An 18,534-nucleotide genomic window follows, 5' to 3' on the forward strand; every position below is an offset into this window, starting at 1 on the left:
TTTGCGGCGGCGGGAACGGTGCGAGCCGATGCGAGCATCGGCCCCTACGGTTACCATGCCGTTCCCAGTAGGGCGGCCTGACCTCAGGCCGCCGTCAGGCAGGTACCTACTTCACGGGCTACCCGTAGGGCGGGGTGCCCTCACCCCGCCGTCAGGCAGCCGCCAGCCCCACGGGCCACCCGTAGGGGTCGGCGTCCCCGACGACCCGTGCCCGCTCCCGGCCAGTAAAAACCGCCCGGGCAATGACACTCACTCCACAAACATCATCTCGCGGTATGCCGACCCGCCGTTCAGAAATTCGTCGGCGTCCATCACGGCGTAGCGGGCCGCGCTGTCGTGCTCCCAGTCGTAGCCGACGACCATCAGCAGGCGCCCGTCGTCCAGCATACAAAGCGGGAAGAAGGTCTCCAGCCCGGCGGGCCGTTTGTTGCGGCCAATCTCATGGCCTTGCGTGTCGTAAATCAGATAGATGCCGTCGGTGCCGCGGGTCAGGAGCCAGCGCACCTCGTCGCCCTGCAAAACCGCACAGTAATCCAGGTAATCCGGCGTTTTGGTAATGCCAAGGTCGGTCCGGGTGCAGTCCGTGCCGATGCGCAGCACGGACTGGGAAACCAAAGCGTACTCATCGTCGCACTGGTCTGCGCGGAAATAGAAGTCACTGCCGCACTTGCCAAGGTAGGTGTAGACCGTAAGGTTCCCCGGCTGCGGTATGTCATAGGGGAGGGTAAAGCAGGTCTGCCGCACCGCGCCCGTCGCGGGGTCGGCCAGGGTGTATTCCAGCGTGGTGTTCTGCAAAAGCGCCTGGGACATCTCGTCGTCGTCCGGGTAGGGCACCGGATAATCCGAGACAACGCGGCAAAGCAGCAGCGCGTCCCCGACGACATCGGGAATGTACATTGTCTCCACCGGGATATTCCACGGCGCGGTCTCCCCGTTTTCCAAGTTAAACCGCATACCGCCGGTACGGCAGAACGGCGCGGCACTGACGCTCCGGCAGTAGAGGTAGTGACCTGCGTAAAAAACAGGCATCCAGTCGTCGTAGGAGAACGGCAGCACGCGCGCCTCACCGCCCGTCGTCGGCAGGGCCAGCATACCGCCGTCGTAGCAGATGAAATACAGCGTGTCGTCTATGATCAGCGGCGCGGACGCAAGCTGGGAGCCGGTGCGGTACATCTCATAGGTCTGCCCGGTGGTAAGGTCGGTTTTGTAGACGGTGCTGTGATCAAAGCTGCCGAGACTGTCCTCGCTGCTTGAAAAGTGGGAGACCGCCGTATAGACGCTGCTGCCGCTGACTGCGCAGGCGCTATAGGCCGAGAGGGGGTGCGGCTCACCCGGCAGCGCCGCTTCTGTGCTGTCCTCCGCCGCGGCGCTCTCCGCCGTACTCTCAGCCGGTGCGGCCTCCGAAGCCGCCGCGGTATCGCCCGCAGACGCGCATCCGGCCAGCGCCAGCATGGCTGCCGCCAATAATAAAGCTACTTTTTTCATCCTCAAAGCTCCTTTCTGTGCCTGGTTTGCCACTATCCTACACCCCGGATGTTGCAAAGTTGTCACACGGAGCGGGTGTTTTGGAGATTTTTGCAATTTTTTTGCGGGAAGTGGGTGCGGGTCGTCGGGGACGCCGCCCCCTACAGGCTGGCAGTAAAGTGGATGCCTGCCCGCGGCGGGATGGGGGCATCCCGCCCTACGAATGACATAAAGTGAGTGCGTAGGGCGGCATGCCCTCATGCCGCCGCCACTCGCCGCCTGCAAAAAAAGGGGAGAGCACCATACCCGGCGCTCTCCCCTTGCTTATGTTTAAAATTCTTTTGGTTCTTTTCTTATAAGAAAAGAACACCCGTACTCCTCGTACCCTTAAAACTCGTGCTTCTCCATCAGCTTGCGGCCCATCAGGACGCCCATGACGGAGGCCATCATCAGGCCACGGGTCCAGCCGGAGGAATCGCCCAGGCAGTGCAGACCCGCGATGTTCGTCTCCAGATCGGTGTCCATCTTGACCTTGTTGGAGTAGAACTTCAGCTCAGGGCTGTACAGCAGCGTTTCGGGGCTGGCAAAGCCGGGCACGACCTCGTCCATCATCTTGATGAACTCGATGATGTTGACCATGGCGCGGTAAGGCATGGCGGCGGTGATGTCACCGGCCACGGCGTCCTTCAGCGTCGGGCGGACGTTCGTGCGGGCCAGCTCGTTGGCCCAGGTGCGCTTGCCGTCCAGAATATCGCCGTAGCGCTGCACCAGAATGTGGCCCGCGCCCAGCATGTTCGTCAGTTCGCCGACCTTCTGTGCGTAGGCGATGGGCTGGTTGAACGGCTCGGTGAAGTTGTGGCTGACCAGAATGGCCAGGTTCGTGTTGTTGCTCTTTTTCTCCTTGAAGCTGTGGCCGTTGACGACGGCCAGATCGTTGTCGTAGTTCTCCTGCGCAACGAAGCCGCCGGGGTTCTGGCAGAAGGTGCGCACCTTGTTGCGCCACGGGGCCGGGTAGCCGATCAGCTTGCCCTCATACAGGACCTTGTTGATCTTCTCCATGATCTCGTTGCGGCACTCAACACGGACGCCGATGTCAACGGTGCCGGGCTTGTGGGCAATGTTGTGCTCGGCGCAGATCTTTTCCAGCCAGTCCGCACCGCGGCGGCCCGTGGCAATAACGACCTGCTTGGCGTAGACGTCGCGGACGCCGTCCTTCTCGCGCAGGCGGACGCCCTTGCAGACGGAACCCTCGAGGATGATGTTCTCGCACTCGGTACTGAACAGCATCTCAACACCGGCGTCGGCCAGATAGTTCTGGATGTTCAGGTAGAGCTGCTGGGCCTTCTCGGTGCCCAGATGGCGGATGGGGCAGTCAACGAGCTGCAGACCCGCCTGAATGGCGCGCTTGCGGATGTCCTTGATGTCGGGACCCTCGTAGATGCCCTCGACCTTCGGGTCGGCGCCAAACTCGAGGTAAATTTTGTCGGTGTAGTCAATAAGCTCCTGCGCGAAATCCTCGCCGATCAGGTCGGGAAGCTCGCCGCCGACCTGATAGGACAGGGACAGCTTGCCGTCCGAGAATGCGCCCGCGCCGGAAAAGCCGGTGGTGATGGCACAGGTCGGCTTGCAGTTTACGCAGACGCCGGTTTTATCCTTGGGGCAGTGGCGCTTTTCCACAGGCTTGCCCTTTTCGACGAGCAAAATTTTGTGGGGGGTGCTGCTCTTGCGCAGCAGCTCCAGCGCGGTGAAAATGCCGGCAGGGCCGGCGCCTACGATGATAAGGTCATACATGGATAGGGGTTCTCTCCTTTAAAATAACTCGCGATCCTTCGCGCGGGAAACAAAATAAGGACAAACGGAGCTTGTAGGGGCGGATTCTATATCCGCCCGTGTCCGTTTGCTGATGGCACGGCGCTGCGGGCGCATATAGAATGCGCCCCTACGGTGTCACGGAACGGTTATTCACCGTCCTCCGATACATCCTTGCTCTCGGCGTCGTACACCACAGGGCCGTCGCTGCCGACATCGCGCTCGGCGGCTTCGGCCTCGTCCAGGGCGTCGCCGATGGCACCCAAGGCCGCATTGGCGGCGGCAGAGGCCATGCGGTCCAGTGTGCGCAGCTCCATGGCGGCATAGAGAATGCAGCCTAAATTCAGCGCACCTTCGATGATCAGCAGGATGCCGCAGAGCATGACGACGCTGACCGCCGCATCAAACGGGTGCAGCACCAGCAGTACGCCCAGGGCAACGGATACGATGCTGAACAGCAGCAGCAACCACCATTTCTGCCCCTTGCGCTTGGCAAGGTCAATGGCGGTACCGATGCGGCTCAGGCCGTCAACGACGATGAAGATGCCGAACACAATGGGCAGAAAGCTGGTCACTACCTGCGGCTTTGCCAGCGTGAAGATGCCCAGCCCCGCCGTGATGACGCCGCCCACCAGCATGAACGGCGCGGTAAAGCCGGTGCCGCGGATGCGGGCATACTGGATCAGGCAGACAATGCCGGTGATAAGCACCACAACACCAAAAATGTTGCAGATCCAGAGCAGACTGGTCTCGGGCATGATGAGCAGCAGCATACCGATGACGATATACGCGACGCTCAACAGCAGCATTCCGTTTTTGACATAGCGCAGCATAGTGAAAGGCTCCTTTTTACTTGTCGGCTTCCTGCATAGCCCTGGCGGCGGCCACGATCAGGTCGGCGCAGGCCTCGCGGCCCAGGGTCGCATTCAGGCACAGATCGTAGTTCTTGGCCTCGCCCCAGCGGTTCTCGGTGTAATAGTTGTAGTAGCTTGCACGGGCGCGGTCATGCTTGGCCAGCTGGGTCTCCCACAGGCGGTCCGGCATGTCCTTGGCGTCGGGGCGGCTCTTGGCAAACTGGATGCGGGTCTCCAGCGGCGCGTAGACGAAGGTGCGCAGCACGTTGGGGCGCTCACGCAGGACGTAGTCACCGCAGCGGCCCAGAATGACGCAGGGACCCTCGGCGGCCAGCTCCTTGATGACGTTGCTCTGCAAAATGTAGACCTGGTCGGCCAGGGGCATCGTGTTGCCCATCATGTACAGGCTGTAGATCAGGCTGCCGCTGCGCTGGTTCTCGCTGGCGGCAATGGCCTCCTCGGTCAGACCGCTCTTTTTGGCGGCAAGGGTGATCAGCTCCTTATTATATAGGGGAATACCCAGCTTGTCGGCAACAGCCTGTGCGATCTCGCTGCCGCCGGATGCGTACTCACGCGCCATAGTGATGACCATAGGTTCCTTCATACTGATACACCTCGCAATATTTTATGTAGTATGCGCAAAAAGGCATACTATTCTGCTTATAGTATAACCTGATTTTGTGGAAAACGCAAGAAAAAATTGCGGGAAAGGAGCAGTGCGGGAGGGGAAAAGCCCCTCAGGCCTCGCAGGCTCGGCCAGCTCCCCGCAAAGCGAGGAGCCTTTTTGCGCGGGCTTTGCCCGCGAGAAAGCCTCCTCACGCAGTGGGGAGGTGCCGAGCGAAGCGAAGTCGGAGGGGGGTTGCGCCTTGCCGCCAGCGTTCGTCCCCACAAAAACTGCCCGCGGCAGAACACCGCGGGCAGGGAAAACAGGATGTAAAATTTTATTCGGTCACTTCGCCGGAAATCTCCTTGATCGCGGACACGGTTGCGGCGAGATTCTGCATGTCGCTGGGCACGATCAGCTTGGTGGCCTTGCCGTCAGCGACCTTCTCCATGGCCTCCATGCTGCGCAGGGCCAGGTAGTTGTGGTTGGGGTTCGCCTCGTTGATCATGCGGATGGCATCGGCCTGTGCCTTCTGGACGGTCAGCAGGGCTTCGGCTTCGCCCTCGGCCTCGCGGATGCGTTGCTGCTTCACGGCCTCGGCGCGCAGGATGGCGGACTCCTTTTCGCCCTCGGCGCGGGTGATGGCGGCCTGCTTTTCGCCCTCGGCCAGCAGGATGGAGGCGCGCTTCTCGCGGTCCGCCTTCATCTGCTTCTCCATGGCCTGACGAATTTCTACCGGCGGCTCGATGTTTTTCAGCTCGACGCGGTTGACCTTGATGCCCCAGCGGTCCGTGGCCTCGTCAAGGCTGGCGGTGATCTTTGTGTTGATGAGGTCGCGGCTCGTCAGCGTCTCGTCCAGCGTCATCGAGCCGATGATGTCACGCAGCGTCGTGGCGGACAGGTTCTCGATGGCCTGGATCGGGCGGTTCACGCCGTAGGCGTACATCTTGGCGTCAAACACCTGAAAGAAAACGACGGTGTCGATCATCATCGTGACGTTGTCGCGGGTGATGACGGGCTGCGGCGGGAAGTCGGCGGCCTCCTCCTTCAGCGAGACCTTGCGGGAGATGCGCTCGACAAACGGTGTGCGGATGTGCAGGCCCGCGCCCCAGGTATCCTTGTAGACGCCGAGCCACTCGGTGACATAGGCGTTGGACTGCGGCACAATAACGATGCAGCGCACCAAAACCACCAGAATAATGATGAGCAGGATGGCAAAGACTAACAGCATTTGGGGGTCCTCCTTTTTCCTTTGTGATTTAAACCGCAGCCGCGTCAGCGGTCACGGGAGCGACAATAAGGATCGCACCGTCCACGGCCACGACCTTGCAGCGGGTGCCCTGCGGGAGTGTGACCTCGGCGCGGGCCTGCCAGTCCAGGCCGTCCACGCGGACCCGGCCCGGAAGGCCGGGCTCAATGTCCACAAGCACAACGCCCTGCTTGCCGATGGTCAGCGGCGAGCCGTTCGTGACAGGGGCACGGTGCGCACCGCGCCGACTGATGAGCCGGGGCAGCATCAGACCGAGCGTAATGGCCGATACAACGGCAAAAACAAGCATCTGCCAGCCAAAGCCGACATTAAAAAAGCTGACCAGCATGGCCGCGGCAGCGCCCACCGCAAACCAAACCGAGACAAGCGCCGTTGTGGCGGCCTCGACCATGATGAACGCCACGACGGCAACCAGCCATAAAATCGTATCAAACCACATGGAAATCTCCTTTCAGGGATAGAAAGCGGCTTTGTGACCACTTTAACATTATGACGGTATTCTGTCAAGATTGCCGAAGAAATTTTACAAAACTGCAGGAAAAGTGCAAAGGACTGCAGCCCCCTTTCGAGCGGCTTTGCAGGGAGGGGTCTTGCCCCCTTCGCGGCGGGGTGAGGGCACCCCGCCCTACAGTTTGCTTGTAAGGGGGGATGTAGGGCGGCATGCCCTCATGCCGCCGGGATGTGTGCGGCTGCAGCAAAGTGCCCGGGGCGTCGGGGACGCCGCCCCCTACAGCACCGACGCGCCCGGCAGGCGGGAGCTGACGAAGATTTTTACGAAAAACATCGGTTTTCCGTAAATTATTGTAATTTCCAATCATACGGCTCTTTACCTTTTGGAAAAAAGTGGTATAACAGAAGCAGGTAAAGTGAACAAAGTATGCGCTGTAAACAGTGTACCACAAAACAGGAGGAGCGACAATGAAAAACTGTTTTGACCGCACACCCCACACGATGAAGGACTGGCTGTTGCTGGCGGCGGGCGTCGCGGCGGTGTTTGCCGCGGCAGACTGGCTGCCGGGCGTGCTGCGCGGGGCCGGGGCGTTTCTCGGGCTGCTGGCACCGTTTGGCTGGGGGCTGCTGCTGGCCTATGTACTGGACATACCCACGCGCTTTTTTGCGAAAAAGCTCTTTGGCGGCAGGCGCGGCGGGGCGATGGCCGTCAGCTATGCGCTGTTTTTCGGTGCGCTGGCGCTGCTGGCGGCGCTCGTCGTCCCGCAGCTCGTGCAGAGCGTGACGACCTTTGCCGGGCGGCTCGGCGCGTATGAGGAGACCATCCGCGGCCTGCTGGTCTGGGTGCAAAATACGTTCGGCATCGATACGGCCACGGCGGAACAGCTTGTGCAGATGGTGGGCACGGCACTGCAAAATTGGTTCGGCGGTTTGTCTCACAGTGCGGCGCGTGCGGCGGCGGATTTCGTCTCCGGCGCGGCGGGGGCTGCGGGCAACGCCGTGGTGGCACTGGCCGCCAGCATCTACCTGCTCTCCGGCAAGGAGGCGCTGCTCCGCGCGGCCCGGGCGTGTCTGCACGCGGCGCTGCCGCCGCGTGCCGCGGGCAGTGTGTTGGAAATCTGCCGTCTTGCCAACAAAATTTTCAGCGGCTACATCGGCGGGCAGCTGGTGGACGCCCTGCTCGTGGGCGGGGAAACATTTGTGCTGATGTCGATCTTCGGGCTGGAATACGCGCCGCTGCTGGCCGTGCTGGTCGGCGTGACAAACATTGTCCCGGTGCTGGGGCCGTTCCTCGGTGCGGTGCCGGGGCTCATCATCCTGCTGCTGGAATTGCCCTGGAAGGCGGCAGAATTTGCCATCATTATTTTTGTGGTCCAGCAGGTGGACGGCAACTTTATTGCGCCGCGCATTCTGGGCGGGGCCACCGGCCTGCCGGGGCTGGGCGTGCTGTTGGCCATCGTGGTGGGCGGGGCGTGGTTCGGCATCCCGGGCATGGTGCTGGGCGTGCCGACGCTGGCCGTGCTGGCGGCGCTGCTCAAACAGGCTGTCGGGGCAGGGCTGACGGCCCGCGGCCTGGATGAAAACGGTGAGCCGCGCCGGAATTTACCAGGCGGGCCGCAAGAAAATTAACAAGTTATTCCTTGCAATACAGGCGTGCATAGCGTACAATACTCTTGTAAAATGATGTAAAAGGAGCGGAGCATTTGAAAGAGGAACATATCTGGACCAAAAAGCCGGAGACGATGCTGGACTGGTTCTGCGTGGTCGGGGCCTGTATTGCGCTGTATCTGACTTTGAACAATCTGGGGTACTTTCTGGGGAAAATCGGTGCGTTTATCGGCATCGTGTCGCCGTTTGCGGGCGGCATAGTCATTGCCTATGTGCTTGACCCGATGGTCAAGTTCTTCTACACAAAGCTGTTTAGAGAGAAGAAAAAGACGCGCGGATTCGCGATCCTTCTGGCGTATCTGGTGGCAATCCTGCTGCTTGTGCTGCTGGCATGGCTGGTCATCCCGCAGATCGTGGACAGCATCGCCATGCTGTTTACGAACTTCCCAAGCTACATACAGAGCGTACAGGATATGCTGGGCATGGTTCAGGATCGTTTCGGCGTTGACCTGTCGTCGGCCACAAAAGTGCTGGACGATTCCGAGGCGATGGTCAAGGAAATCTACAGCATGGCCAGCGCCGCCATGCCGCAGATCGTGGCCAGCATCGGCAGCGTGGCATCGAACTTTGTTGCAATCTTCACCTCGATTGCGGCCAGCATCTATATGCTGGCGGACAAGGAGCATCTGCTCCATCAGCTGCGCACGCTGGCGCATGCCTTCCTGCCGGAAAAGGCTGCGGAAAACACGCTGCGCATCTGCCATTACGCCAACGTGAATTTCACGGGCTTCTTTGTGGGCAAGATCATTGACTCGGCCATCATCGGCGTTATCACGTTTGTGGCAATGGCGATCCTGCGGCTCGATTTTGCACTGCTCATCAGTGTGTTTATCGGCATCACGAATATTATCCCGGTATTTGGCCCCTTCATCGGCGCGATCCCCAGCATCTTCATTCTGCTGTTGGTTGACCCGATCCAGGCGGTCATCTTCGGCGTGCTGATCCTGGTCATCCAGCAGGTGGACGGCAACTTCATCGGCCCGAAGATCCTGGGCTCGTCCATCGGCATCTCTGCCTTGTGGATCCTGTTTTCCATCGTGGTCGGCGGCGACCTGTTCGGTCTTGTGGGCATGGTCGTCGGCGTGCCGCTCTTTGCGACCTTCTACGGCCTGGCGCGGGAATTTGTGCACTATATGCTGGACAAGCGCGGGCTGGACAGCGAGGGAAACCACGTTGGTGAAGTGGTGGAGGATGAGGAGAACGTGTTTGAGTGAGTAAAAGGGGGACGGGCGGTTTGATTTACGCCCGGCAAAGCCCCTCCGGCCATCGCTGGCGCTTGGCCACCTCCCCTGTGAGGGGAGGCTTTAGACGCGGGCGAAGCCGCCTGAGGGACTCTGCCCGTTTACGGCTGCCCGGCACTTGGCCCCCTCTGTCCTTTCTTTATAAAGAAAGGACCAAAGAAATTTCAGCGTCTTACCCCAAAAGCAAAGCACCTGTTTACTGCTTTTTACCGCAGCAAACAGGTGCTTATTTTTTATGGCTTTGTCTGTGGCTGATTCTGTGCGCCCGGCAGCAGGGTCACCACATCCCGCAGCAGTACCAGCGGGCTTTCGCCCTTCTGCACGCGCAGGCTGAAATAGGGTCGGCCCAGTGCATTGTACAGCACCCGATGCGGGAACTTTTCCATGACCTCGCCCAGCTGCTTTGGCCCGACGATGTCACTATACAAAATCAGCTGGTCGCCGCGCTGGACGATCTCCGCAATGCCGACGCGGGCTGCGGTCACGCGCACGAGGGAGACGTCCACCAGCCCCTGCACGCTCTTGGGCGGGCTGCCGTAGCGGTCGATCAGCTCGTCGAGCACGTCCTCGGCGTCGCTCGTCGTCTCGATGGCCGCAATGCGCTTGTATGCCTCGATGCGCCCGGCAGCGTCCGGGATATATTCCTCCGGCAGGAATGCGTCCACGGTGATGTCCACCAGGCAGTCGCTCTTGTCGGGGGCGGGGGCCTCGCCGCGGGCCGCGGCAATGGCCTGACCCAGCATCTTCACGTACAAATCGTAGCCGACGGCCTCCATGTGGCCGTGCTGGCTGTGGCCCAAAAGACTGCCTGCACCGCGGATCTGCAAGTCGCGCATCGCAATGCGGAAGCCCGACCCGAACGACGTGAACTCCCGGATGGCCGAAAGCCGCTTGGCTGCGATCTCGGTCAGCACCTTATCGCGTGTGAAGGTGAAATACGCATACGCCTTGCGGGAGCTGCGTCCCACGCGCCCGCGGATCTGATACAGCTGGCTCAATCCCATGCGGTCCGCATTTTCAATGATCAGCGTGTTGCAGTTGCGCACGTCCACGCCGGTCTCAATTAAGGTGGTGCAGACAAGGATGTCGATCTCGTTGTCCAGCAATTGCTGCCACACCGACGAAATCTGTTCCTCGGTCATCTTGCCGTGGGCAATGCCGATACGCGCCCCGGGCACGAGCTTGCCCACACGCGCGGCGCATTCCTCAATGTTGTCCACGCGGTTGTGCAGGTAGTATACCTGCCCGCCGCGGGCCAGCTCCTTGCGGATGGCCTCGGACACAATGCCCTCGTTGTACTCGAGCACATAGGTTTCAATCGGCTGGCGCTCAAACGGCGGCTGCTCAATTGTGCTCATATCGCGGATGCCCGACAGCGCCATGTTCAGCGTGCGGGGGATCGGCGTGGCCGACAGCGTCAGCATATCGACGCCGATGAAGCTCTCTTTGAGCTTTTCCTTGTGCTTGACGCCGAACCGCTGCTCCTCGTCGATGATGACAAGGCCCAGGTCCTTGAATTTCACATCGCCGGACAGCAGCCGGTGCGTGCCGACTACAATGTCCACGGTGCCGTCCTTCAGCCCGCGCAGCGTCTCCTTCTGCTCCTTGGCGGTGCGGTAGCGTGACAAAAGCCCGATGCGGATGGGGAAGGACTCCATGCGGGTCAGCGCGGTGTTGAAGTGCTGCCACGCCAGAATCGTCGTGGGGGCCAGGATCGCGCACTGCTTGCCGCCCATCACGCATTTGAACGCGGCGCGCAGTGCGACCTCGGTTTTGCCGACGCCGACGTCACCGCAGAGCAGCCGGTCCATCGGCCACGGCTCCTCCATATCGTGCTTGATGTCCGCCGCGCAGGTCAGCTGGTCGGGCGTTTCCTCATAGGCAAAGCGCTGTTCAAAATCACCCTGCCAGGTGTCGTCGGCGGGGAAGGCGTAGCCGTGCGCCTGCTTGCGGCGGGCGTACAGCTCGATCAGCTCCTTCGCCATCTGCTCCGTCGCAGCCTTGACCTTCTTGCGGGTCTTGGCCCAATCGCTGCCGCCCAGGCGGCTCAGCTTCACGTTGTCGCTGTCGCCCGGCGCAGTGTAGCGGGACAAAAGGTCCAGCTGGGTGACGGGCACGTACAGCACGTCCTTTTTGTCGTACTCGATGCGCAGATAGTCCTTTGTGACGCCCTGCACGGCCATCCGCTGGATGCCCGCGTACCGCCCGATGCCGTGGTTCTGGTGGACGACCAGATCACCCACCGAGATCTCGCTCAGGCTGTTCAGCGCGTCCTTATTGCGCTTTTTCTTCTTCTGTGCGCCGCTCACGCCGAAGGCGCGGGCCGTAAACACGGCGTATTTCGCAAACGGCAGGCTGCACCCGGCGGAAAGCTGCCCCGGCAGGATCTGCACCAACCCGGCGCTCGGCTCCGCCGCCGCGTCCGTCGTGACGTTCAGCCCTTTGGTGCGCAGGTCGGCGGCCAGACCCGCCGCCGCACGGGGCGTGCCGGCCATGACCGTGACCGCCGTGCCGCCGCTGCAAAGCGGCTGGATGTCCTCCAGCAGCGCCGCGACCTCGCCGCCCCAGGCGGGCAGCGTGTGGGCGGGTGCGTTGACGATGGTTTTCAGCGGCACATCGGGCATGCTGCGGGCAAAGTTCTCGGCGCAGAGCGTGCGGTGCGCGGCGCACTGCGCCCAGAGCCAGCCGCTCTCGGCGTAGAGCTTATCCAGCCCCGCCGCCAGCACGCCGTCCTCCAGCAGGGCGGAAAGCTCCTCGCCCCGGCGGAACGCGGTGGCGCGCTCGGCCTCCCGCAGGGAGGCCGGCTCCTCCAGGATCAGCAGCGGATCGTCAAAGTAGTCTAAAATCGTCGCGGGCTCGGGATAGCGCAGCGTGAGATATTTGTCCATGTTGACGGGCATCGCGCCGCCGTCCAGCTGTGCCAGGTCCGCAGCGGTGCAGGTCTCTAAGGCGGTGCGCCGCCTGCCGCGGGCCTTTTTGATATAGGAGCGGATCTTCTCCGCTGCGTCGGCGGGCTGACCGAACAGTATCTCCCGCGCGGGGGAGACGTAGATTTTTTCAATCGGCTCGTCGCGGCGCTGGGTCGCCAGATCGAAGGTGTGCATCGTGTCGATCTCGTCGCCCCAGAACTCCATGCGGGCGGGCTGTTTCATGTCGGGCGCGTAGATGTCCGCAATGTCGCCGCGGATCGAAAACTGACCCGGGCCGTCCACCTGGTCGCGCCGCGTATAGCCTGCGCCGTACAAAAGCGCGGTCAGCTCGGCGCGGGGCAGTGTGTCGCCGGGGCGCAGGCTGCGGGTGTTCGCGCAGAAATCCGCTCGCGGCGTCGTGTATTGGGTCAGGCCCTCGTCGGGCACGCAGACGGCCTGCAGCCGTCCGCCGACGAGGTCGCCCAGCACGGCCAGACGGCGGTATTCGTACTCGCGGCCCGTGCCCTCGATGGGGCGCAGCACATAGTCGCGGGCAGGGAACACTGCCGCCGCCACGCCCAGCGCGTTCAGGTCGCCCGCAAACCGGGTCGCCTCGGCCTCGCCGGGCGTCACGATACAGAGCGGCTTGTCGAGGGCCTTCGCCAGCGCGGCATAGACCATCGCCCGGCCCGACCCCGGTATGCCAAATAAGGCGCAAGCCCCCGGACCCCCGAGCGCCTGCGCCAGTCTTGCGTATTCGTCTGTTTTGGTGAAAAGTGCGTTGAACATAAAAGAACCCATTGTATAAAGCAAACGTAGGGCGGGGTGACCTCACCCCGCCGCGGCGGCCTGAGGTCAGGCCGCCCTACGTCTGACCGAAAATTGGTTTCTTGCTTATCAGCCGTTCAAGAACTCCGTCTTGAGCCAGCCGTAGGTGCCGTTGTAGTTCACAACGACCCAACTGCCGTCCTCATTGGTGCCCAGCGCGGTCACGCCGGTGGAGGCGGGCACCTGACCGATCTTGTCATAGTCGGTGCCGGGGCCGCCGCGCATGTTCAGGTTGTTGCCGTCGGTCACGGTGTAGGTCGGCTGCTCACCCTCATTATAATAGGTGGTGGGCTGCACGCTCAGGCCCTCGTACTCGGGCACGGGCGTGGGCTCCGGCGTCGGCTCGGGGGTGGCCTCGGGCTCGGCGGGCACCTCCTCGGCAGAGGCGCTCTCTGCGGTAAAGCTGTCGGCGGTGGGATCGTCAACGCCCTCCGCGGGGGCACTGCTGCTGATGGTATCGCCGGAGGCAGGCTGGCTGCCGCCGGTTTGGCCGTCAAAGGTGCCGTTCAGCAGCAGGACACTGAAAATGATGGAGGCGACGAGCGCTACAGCGCAGAGCACCAGACGGGTCATTGCTTTTTTACGGATTTCACTCATGATTCACGTCCCCTTAGTGGTTGAACTTGTTCTGGGCGTACTGCAGATTGTCGTCCATCAGCAGCTTGCAGGCTTCCTCAATGTCCGGGTAGCGGTCCGTCATGGCCTTGCGGTCTGCGGCAGGCAGCTTGCCCAGCACCCAGGCGGCCAGGTCGTACTGCGGGTTCGGTTTGGCACCGATGCCGATGCGGATACGGCTGAAATGGTCGGTGCCCAGGCTGGCAATGATGCTTTTCAGCCCGTTGTGCCCGCCGGCAGAGCCGTGGGGCCGGATGCGCAGATGTCCCGGCTCCTGGGTGATGTCATCGCACAGCACAATGATGTGGTCTGCCGGGATCTTGTAAAAGTTGGCGGCGGGGGCAATGCTCTGGCCGCTCAGGTTCATGTAGGTCAGCGGCTTGAGCAGCACGACCTTGTGGCCGTTCACCTGTGCCGTGCCGTACAGGCCCTGCCATTTGGCCTTGGCAATGTCGCACTGCCACTGCGCGGCCAGATAGTCCAGCGCCTCAAAACCGGCGTTGTGGCGGGTGCCGTCATATTTCGGTTCGGGGTTGCCCAGTCCGGCAATCAGCCAGTCCGCCCCGGAGGTCATTTCGAACATAGATATATCCTTTGAAAAATCGTGAAGTACCGTAGGGGCCGGGCATGCCCGGCCCGGCAGCGTAAGATAAGCGGCTGCTTATGGGAAGGCCGCGGGGCGTCGAGGACGCCGCCCCTTACAACGCTTTACTTCCCTTTCTTCTCCGCTTCCAGCTTCTGCTTCTTGGCGATATACTTCTCCAGCTTGCGCTCGCCCCAGCCGTCGATCTCGGCCTGCTTAGCGCGCTCGATGCCCAGCGCACCGGCGGGCACATCATGGCCGATGGTGGAGCCGGCAGCCGTGAACGCATGGTCGCCGATGGTGACGGGTGCGACCAGGTTCGTGTTGCAGCCGATGAACGCATAGTCGCCGATGGTCGTGTGGAACTTGCCCTCGCCGTCGTAGTTGCAGGTGACGGTACCGCAGCCGAAGTTGCAGTACTTGCCCACCGTGGCATCGCCGATGTAGGTCAGGTGGCTGACCGTGTTGCCCTCGGCAAAGTCGGCGTTCTTCGTTTCGACATAAGCGCCCAGATGGCAGCCCTCGGCGGTTTTGGTGCCGACGCGCACATGGGTGAAGGGACCGATCTTGTTGTTGGGGCCGATGTGGCTCCCATAGCACTGGCTGGCATTGATCGTGGACCCGGCGTCAACGACGGTATCCTCCAGCAGGGTGTTGGGGCCGATGACGCAGTCCGGGCCGACGACCGTCTGGCCGCGCAGGATGCAGCCCGGCAGGATGGTCGCACCGGGGGCAATGATGACCTCCGGCTCAATGCAGACGTTATCACTGATAAAATTCACGCCGTTATCCAGATGGCGCTCAAACGTGGCGGCATAGCGCTGCTGTGCCAGCTCGAAATTCTCTCTTGCGGTAGACATATAGCGGTTCTTCCTTTATACACTCATTTCGTGCCCGCGGCGCACGGGGGCTGCCGACGGACCTTATACCTATGGCAATACCGCATAATTCCAAGTGCCGATACGCCGAAGCGGTGCTTACGCCGTAAGGCGGGAATTATGCGGTGCTGCCCTATATATTGTATAACATGCGGCGCATTTTAGCAAGCCGAAAAACGCCGTTCGCCGCAAAAATTTACCGCGGCACTCAAAAAGAAAAAAGTGACAGCTCAAAAATATTTCGAACTTCCCACCCATTATAAAATACACGATTTTTGTGCAAATTGCAATACCTGAACCAAAAAAGTTTGGCTACTTTTCAGCGAAACTATTGAGCATTTTTTTAACAATCTACTGGAAATCTGTCTTTCGGTCTGTTATAATGGACTATGCAAACATGATTTATGTGATGCAAACACGTCACCAATTTGGGAGGTAACTATGAGCAAGAAATTCTTGTATCTGTTCAAAGAGGGCCATGACGCCTTCGGCGGCGACCAGACCACCATGAAGAACACTCTGGGTGGTAAGGGTGCCGGCCTGGCCGAGATGACCCACGCCGGCATGCCGGTTCCGCAGGGCTTCACCATCACCACCGAGGCCTGCACCCAGTACTATGCTGACAACCGTGAGATCAACGATGAGATCAAGGCAGACATCTTCAAATACATGGGCATCCTCGAGGAGCAGACCGGTAAGACCTTCGGCTCCATCGAAAACCCCCTGCTGGTTTCCGTCCGTTCCGGCGCACGTCAGTCCATGCCCGGCATGATGGACACCATCCTGAACCTCGGCCTGAACGATCAGGCTGTTGAGGGTCTGGCCAAAAAGACCAACAACCCCCGTTTTGCCTACGACTGCTACCGCCGCTTCATCCAGATGTACTCTGACGTCGTCATGGAGCTGGGCAAGAGCTTCTTCGAGGAGCGCATCGACGCTATGAAGGAGCGCAAGGGCGTCAAGCAGGACGTTGAGCTGGACGCCAACGACCTGAAGGAGCTCGTCAAGGAGTTCAAGCAGATCTACCTTGAGAAGCAGGGCGAGGAGTTCCCGCAGGATCCCAAGGAGCAGCTGATCGGTGCCGTCAAGGCCGTTTTCCGTTCCTGGGATAACCCCCGCGCCAACGTGTATCGTAAGATGAACGAGATCCCCTACGAGTGGGGCACTGCCGTCAACGTGCAGCAGATGGCCTTCGGTAACTCCGGTATGCGTTCCGGCACCGGCGTTGCCTTCACCCGTAACCCCGCCACCGGCGAGAAGAAGCTGATGGGCGAGTACCTGATCAACGCTCAGGGCGAGGACGTCGTCGCCGGTATCCGTACTCCTTCTCCCATCAGCAAGCTGCATGAGGAGATGCCCGAGGTCTACGATCAGTTCGTTGAGATCGCTACCCGCCTCGAGAACTACTACAAGGATATGCAGGACATGGAGTTCACCATCGAGGATGGCAAGCTCTTCATGCTGCAGACCCGTAACGGCAAGCGCACCGCCCAGGCTGCTCTGCAGATCGCCTGCGACCTGGTCGACGAGGGCGTTATCGACGAAAAGACCGCTGTTCTGCGCGTCGAGCCCAAGCAGCTGGACACCCTGCTGCACCCGCAGTTTGATGCTGCCGCTCTGAAGGCCGCCGAGGCAATCGGCAAGGGCCTGGCCGCTTCTCCGGGATCTGCCTGCGGCCGCGTCGTATTCTCTGCTGAGGACGCCGAGGAGAAGGTCAAGGACGACGCTTGGAAGAAGGTCGTTCTGGTTCGTCTCGAGACCTCTCCCGAGGACATCGTCGGCATGCAGGTCTCTCAGGGCATCCTGACCGTCCGCGGCGGTATGACCAGCCACGCTGCTGTTGTCGCCCGCGGCATGGGCACCTGCTGCGTCTCCGGCTGCGGCAACGATAACGACGTCGCCATCGACTATGACGCCAAGGTCATCACCATCAACGGCCACACCTTCCACGAGGGTGACTGGATGAGCATCGACGGCTCCACCGGCAACGTCTACGAGGGCCAGATCGCTACCGTCGCTTCCACCGAGAACGCCAACTTCAAGCGCTTCATGGGCTGGGCTGACGCAAACCGCCAGATGAAGGTCATGACCAACGCCGACAACCCGCGCGACGCGCAGAACGCCGTTGACATGGGTGCCGAGGGCATCGGTCTGTGCCGTACCGAGCACATGTTCTTCGCCGAGGACCGCATCAAGGCTGTCCGTGAGATGATCTGCGCCCGTACCGTTGAGGAGCGCAAGGCTGCCCTGGCTAAGGTCGAGCCGTTCCAGGAGGCCGACTTCACCGCTATGTACCGCATCATGGGCGAGCGTCCGATGACCATCCGTTATCTGGATCCGCCGCTGCATGAGTTCCTGCCCACCAAGGCCGAGGACATCGAGGCTCTGGCTAAGGACATGGGTATGACCACCGAGGAGCTGAACAACGTTGTTGTCAGCCTGCACGAGTTCAACCCCATGATGGGTCACCGTGGCTGCCGTCTGGCTGTTACCTATCCCGAGATCGCCGAGATGCAGACCAACGCTGTCATCAAGGCTGCCCTCAAGGTTTCTGCCGAAACCGGCAAGATGATCACCCCCCACATCATGATTCCTCTGGTTGGCGAGGTCAAGGAGCTGAAGTTTGTCAAGGACGTTGTCGTCAAGACTGCCGATGCCCTGATCGCCGCTGCCGGTGTTGACATGAAGTACGAGGTCGGCACCATGATCGAGATCCCCCGTGCAGCCCTGACTGCCGGCGAGATCGCCAAGGAAGCTGACTTCTTTAGCTTCGGCACTAACGACCTGACCCAGATGACTTTCGGCTTCAGCCGTGACGACGCTGCCAAGTTCCTGACTGCTTACTACGACAACAAGATCTACGAGAGCGATCCGTTCCAGCATCTGGATCAGATCGGCGTTGGCAAGCTGGTCAAGATGGCTGCCCACGATGGCCGCGCGACCAACCCGAACCTGGGTCTGGGCATCTGCGGTGAGCACGGCGGCGATCCCAGCAGTGTCGAGTTCTGCCACAACGTTGGCTTGGACTACGTCAGCTGCTCTCCCTACCGTGTTCCCATCGCCCGCCTGGCCGCCGCACAGGCAGCCATCAAGTCGCCTCGCGGCTGATTTGCCAGCGAGTATAAACCATTAAGTTGAATTACGAACAGGCTCGCGCCTATCGAAATTCGCGTGGTTACGTACTTTGGCCGGGGAATTGGAAAGACCTGACAGTTAAGGTTCTTCTATAAATCCTATCAAGTCCCGAATTGCTTGTATCTGCAATTCGGGACTTTTTGTTTTATTTTGCCCTGTTTTGTACATTTTCCTGAAAATGTACACGGTTTGATGGGTCAGACAAAAAAGCGCACTCCCTTCGGTG

13 protein-coding genes are annotated in these 18,534 nt (G+C 60.8%); 3 read left to right on the top strand and 10 right to left on the bottom strand.

The genetic code is table 11. From position 1 onward, the window contains the following. Window positions 1–249: 249 nt before the first annotated feature. The 6 genes from B5D32_RS02455 to B5D32_RS02480 form a co-directional block, all read right to left on the bottom strand. Entirely contained in the window at window positions 250–1,485 is a 1,236-nt protein-coding gene (locus tag B5D32_RS02455) for a hypothetical protein (RefSeq protein ID WP_078783506.1), read from the bottom strand. 366 nt (window positions 1,486–1,851) lie between these two features. Beyond that, window positions 1,852–3,255, bottom strand: coding sequence for an NAD(P)/FAD-dependent oxidoreductase (locus B5D32_RS02460; RefSeq protein WP_078783507.1), 1,404 nt, complete (start codon window positions 3,253–3,255; stop codon window positions 1,852–1,854). A 167-nt stretch (window positions 3,256–3,422) separates the two neighbouring features. Continuing rightward, window positions 3,423–4,106, bottom strand: a complete 684-nt coding sequence (locus B5D32_RS02465; RefSeq protein WP_078783508.1) for an HdeD family acid-resistance protein — start codon at window positions 4,104–4,106, stop codon at window positions 3,423–3,425. 16 nt (window positions 4,107–4,122) lie between these two features. Then, entirely contained in the window at window positions 4,123–4,731 is a 609-nt protein-coding gene (locus tag B5D32_RS02470) for a cytidylate kinase-like family protein (RefSeq protein WP_078783509.1), read from the bottom strand. A 337-nt stretch (window positions 4,732–5,068) separates the two neighbouring features. Beyond that, window positions 5,069–5,962, bottom strand: coding sequence for an SPFH domain-containing protein (locus tag B5D32_RS02475; protein ID WP_078783510.1), 894 nt, complete (start codon window positions 5,960–5,962; stop codon window positions 5,069–5,071). 28 nt (window positions 5,963–5,990) lie between these two features. Beyond that, a complete protein-coding gene (locus B5D32_RS02480) occupies window positions 5,991–6,440 on the bottom strand; it encodes an NfeD family protein (RefSeq protein WP_078783511.1) in 450 nt (149 codons plus the stop codon). 479 nt (window positions 6,441–6,919) lie between these two features. Between B5D32_RS02480 and B5D32_RS02485 the strand changes: the two genes are divergently transcribed. Next, a complete protein-coding gene (locus tag B5D32_RS02485; protein ID WP_078783512.1) occupies window positions 6,920–8,080 on the top strand; it encodes an AI-2E family transporter in 1,161 nt (386 codons plus the stop codon). Window positions 8,081–8,154: 74 nt separating this feature from the next. Further along, a complete protein-coding gene (locus B5D32_RS02490; protein ID WP_078783513.1) occupies window positions 8,155–9,333 on the top strand; it encodes an AI-2E family transporter in 1,179 nt (392 codons plus the stop codon). Between the two features lie 260 nt (window positions 9,334–9,593). Here the strand turns inward: B5D32_RS02490 and mfd are convergent, their stop codons facing one another. The 4 genes from mfd to B5D32_RS02510 all read right to left on the bottom strand — a co-directional run bounded on the left by mfd (window position 9,594) and on the right by B5D32_RS02510 (window position 15,155). After that, entirely contained in the window at window positions 9,594–13,058 is a 3,465-nt protein-coding gene (mfd, locus tag B5D32_RS02495) for a transcription-repair coupling factor (RefSeq protein ID WP_078783514.1), read from the bottom strand. Between the two features lie 108 nt (window positions 13,059–13,166). Further along, complete coding sequence (locus B5D32_RS02500; protein ID WP_078783515.1) at window positions 13,167–13,694, bottom strand: SH3 domain-containing protein; 528 nt, start codon at window positions 13,692–13,694, stop codon at window positions 13,167–13,169. A gap of 13 nt (window positions 13,695–13,707) precedes the next feature. Continuing rightward, on the bottom strand, window positions 13,708–14,295 hold the full coding sequence (pth, locus tag B5D32_RS02505) for an aminoacyl-tRNA hydrolase (RefSeq protein ID WP_242943386.1): 588 nt from the start codon (window positions 14,293–14,295) through the stop codon (window positions 13,708–13,710). A gap of 125 nt (window positions 14,296–14,420) precedes the next feature. Next, window positions 14,421–15,155, bottom strand: coding sequence for a UDP-N-acetylglucosamine diphosphorylase (locus B5D32_RS02510; protein WP_078783516.1), 735 nt, complete (start codon window positions 15,153–15,155; stop codon window positions 14,421–14,423). A gap of 459 nt (window positions 15,156–15,614) precedes the next feature. Between B5D32_RS02510 and ppdK the strand changes: the two genes are divergently transcribed. Beyond that, complete coding sequence (gene ppdK, locus B5D32_RS02515; protein ID WP_078783517.1) at window positions 15,615–18,281, top strand: pyruvate, phosphate dikinase; 2,667 nt, start codon at window positions 15,615–15,617, stop codon at window positions 18,279–18,281. The last annotated feature ends 253 nt before the right edge of the window (window positions 18,282–18,534 follow it).

The organism is Gemmiger formicilis, from assembly GCF_900167555.1.
Taxonomy (GTDB): Bacteria; Bacillota; Clostridia; order Oscillospirales; family Ruminococcaceae; genus Gemmiger; species Gemmiger formicilis.

Bases quoted from the DNA above. Each gene is read 5' to 3' on its own strand.
- B5D32_RS02455 (WP_078783506.1), bottom strand. From the start codon at position 1,485: ATGAAAAAAGTAGCTTTATTATTGGCGGCAGCCATGCTGGCGCTGGCC.
- B5D32_RS02460 (WP_078783507.1), bottom strand. From the start codon at position 3,255: ATGTATGACCTTATCATCGTAGGCGCCGGCCCTGCCGGCATTTTCACC.
- B5D32_RS02465 (WP_078783508.1), bottom strand. From the start codon at position 4,106: ATGCTGCGCTATGTCAAAAACGGAATGCTGCTGTTGAGCGTCGCGTAT.
- B5D32_RS02470 (WP_078783509.1), bottom strand. From the start codon at position 4,731: ATGAAGGAACCTATGGTCATCACTATGGCGCGTGAGTACGCATCCGGC.
- B5D32_RS02475 (WP_078783510.1), bottom strand. From the start codon at position 5,962: ATGCTGTTAGTCTTTGCCATCCTGCTCATCATTATTCTGGTGGTTTTG.
- B5D32_RS02480 (WP_078783511.1), bottom strand. From the start codon at position 6,440: ATGTGGTTTGATACGATTTTATGGCTGGTTGCCGTCGTGGCGTTCATC.
- B5D32_RS02485 (WP_078783512.1), top strand. From the start codon at position 6,920: ATGAAAAACTGTTTTGACCGCACACCCCACACGATGAAGGACTGGCTG.
- mfd (WP_078783514.1), bottom strand. From the start codon at position 13,058: ATGTTCAACGCACTTTTCACCAAAACAGACGAATACGCAAGACTGGCG.
- B5D32_RS02500 (WP_078783515.1), bottom strand. From the start codon at position 13,694: ATGAGTGAAATCCGTAAAAAAGCAATGACCCGTCTGGTGCTCTGCGCT.
- pth (WP_242943386.1), bottom strand. From the start codon at position 14,295: ATGTTCGAAATGACCTCCGGGGCGGACTGGCTGATTGCCGGACTGGGC.
- B5D32_RS02510 (WP_078783516.1), bottom strand. From the start codon at position 15,155: ATGTCTACCGCAAGAGAGAATTTCGAGCTGGCACAGCAGCGCTATGCC.
- ppdK (WP_078783517.1), top strand. From the start codon at position 15,615: ATGAGCAAGAAATTCTTGTATCTGTTCAAAGAGGGCCATGACGCCTTC.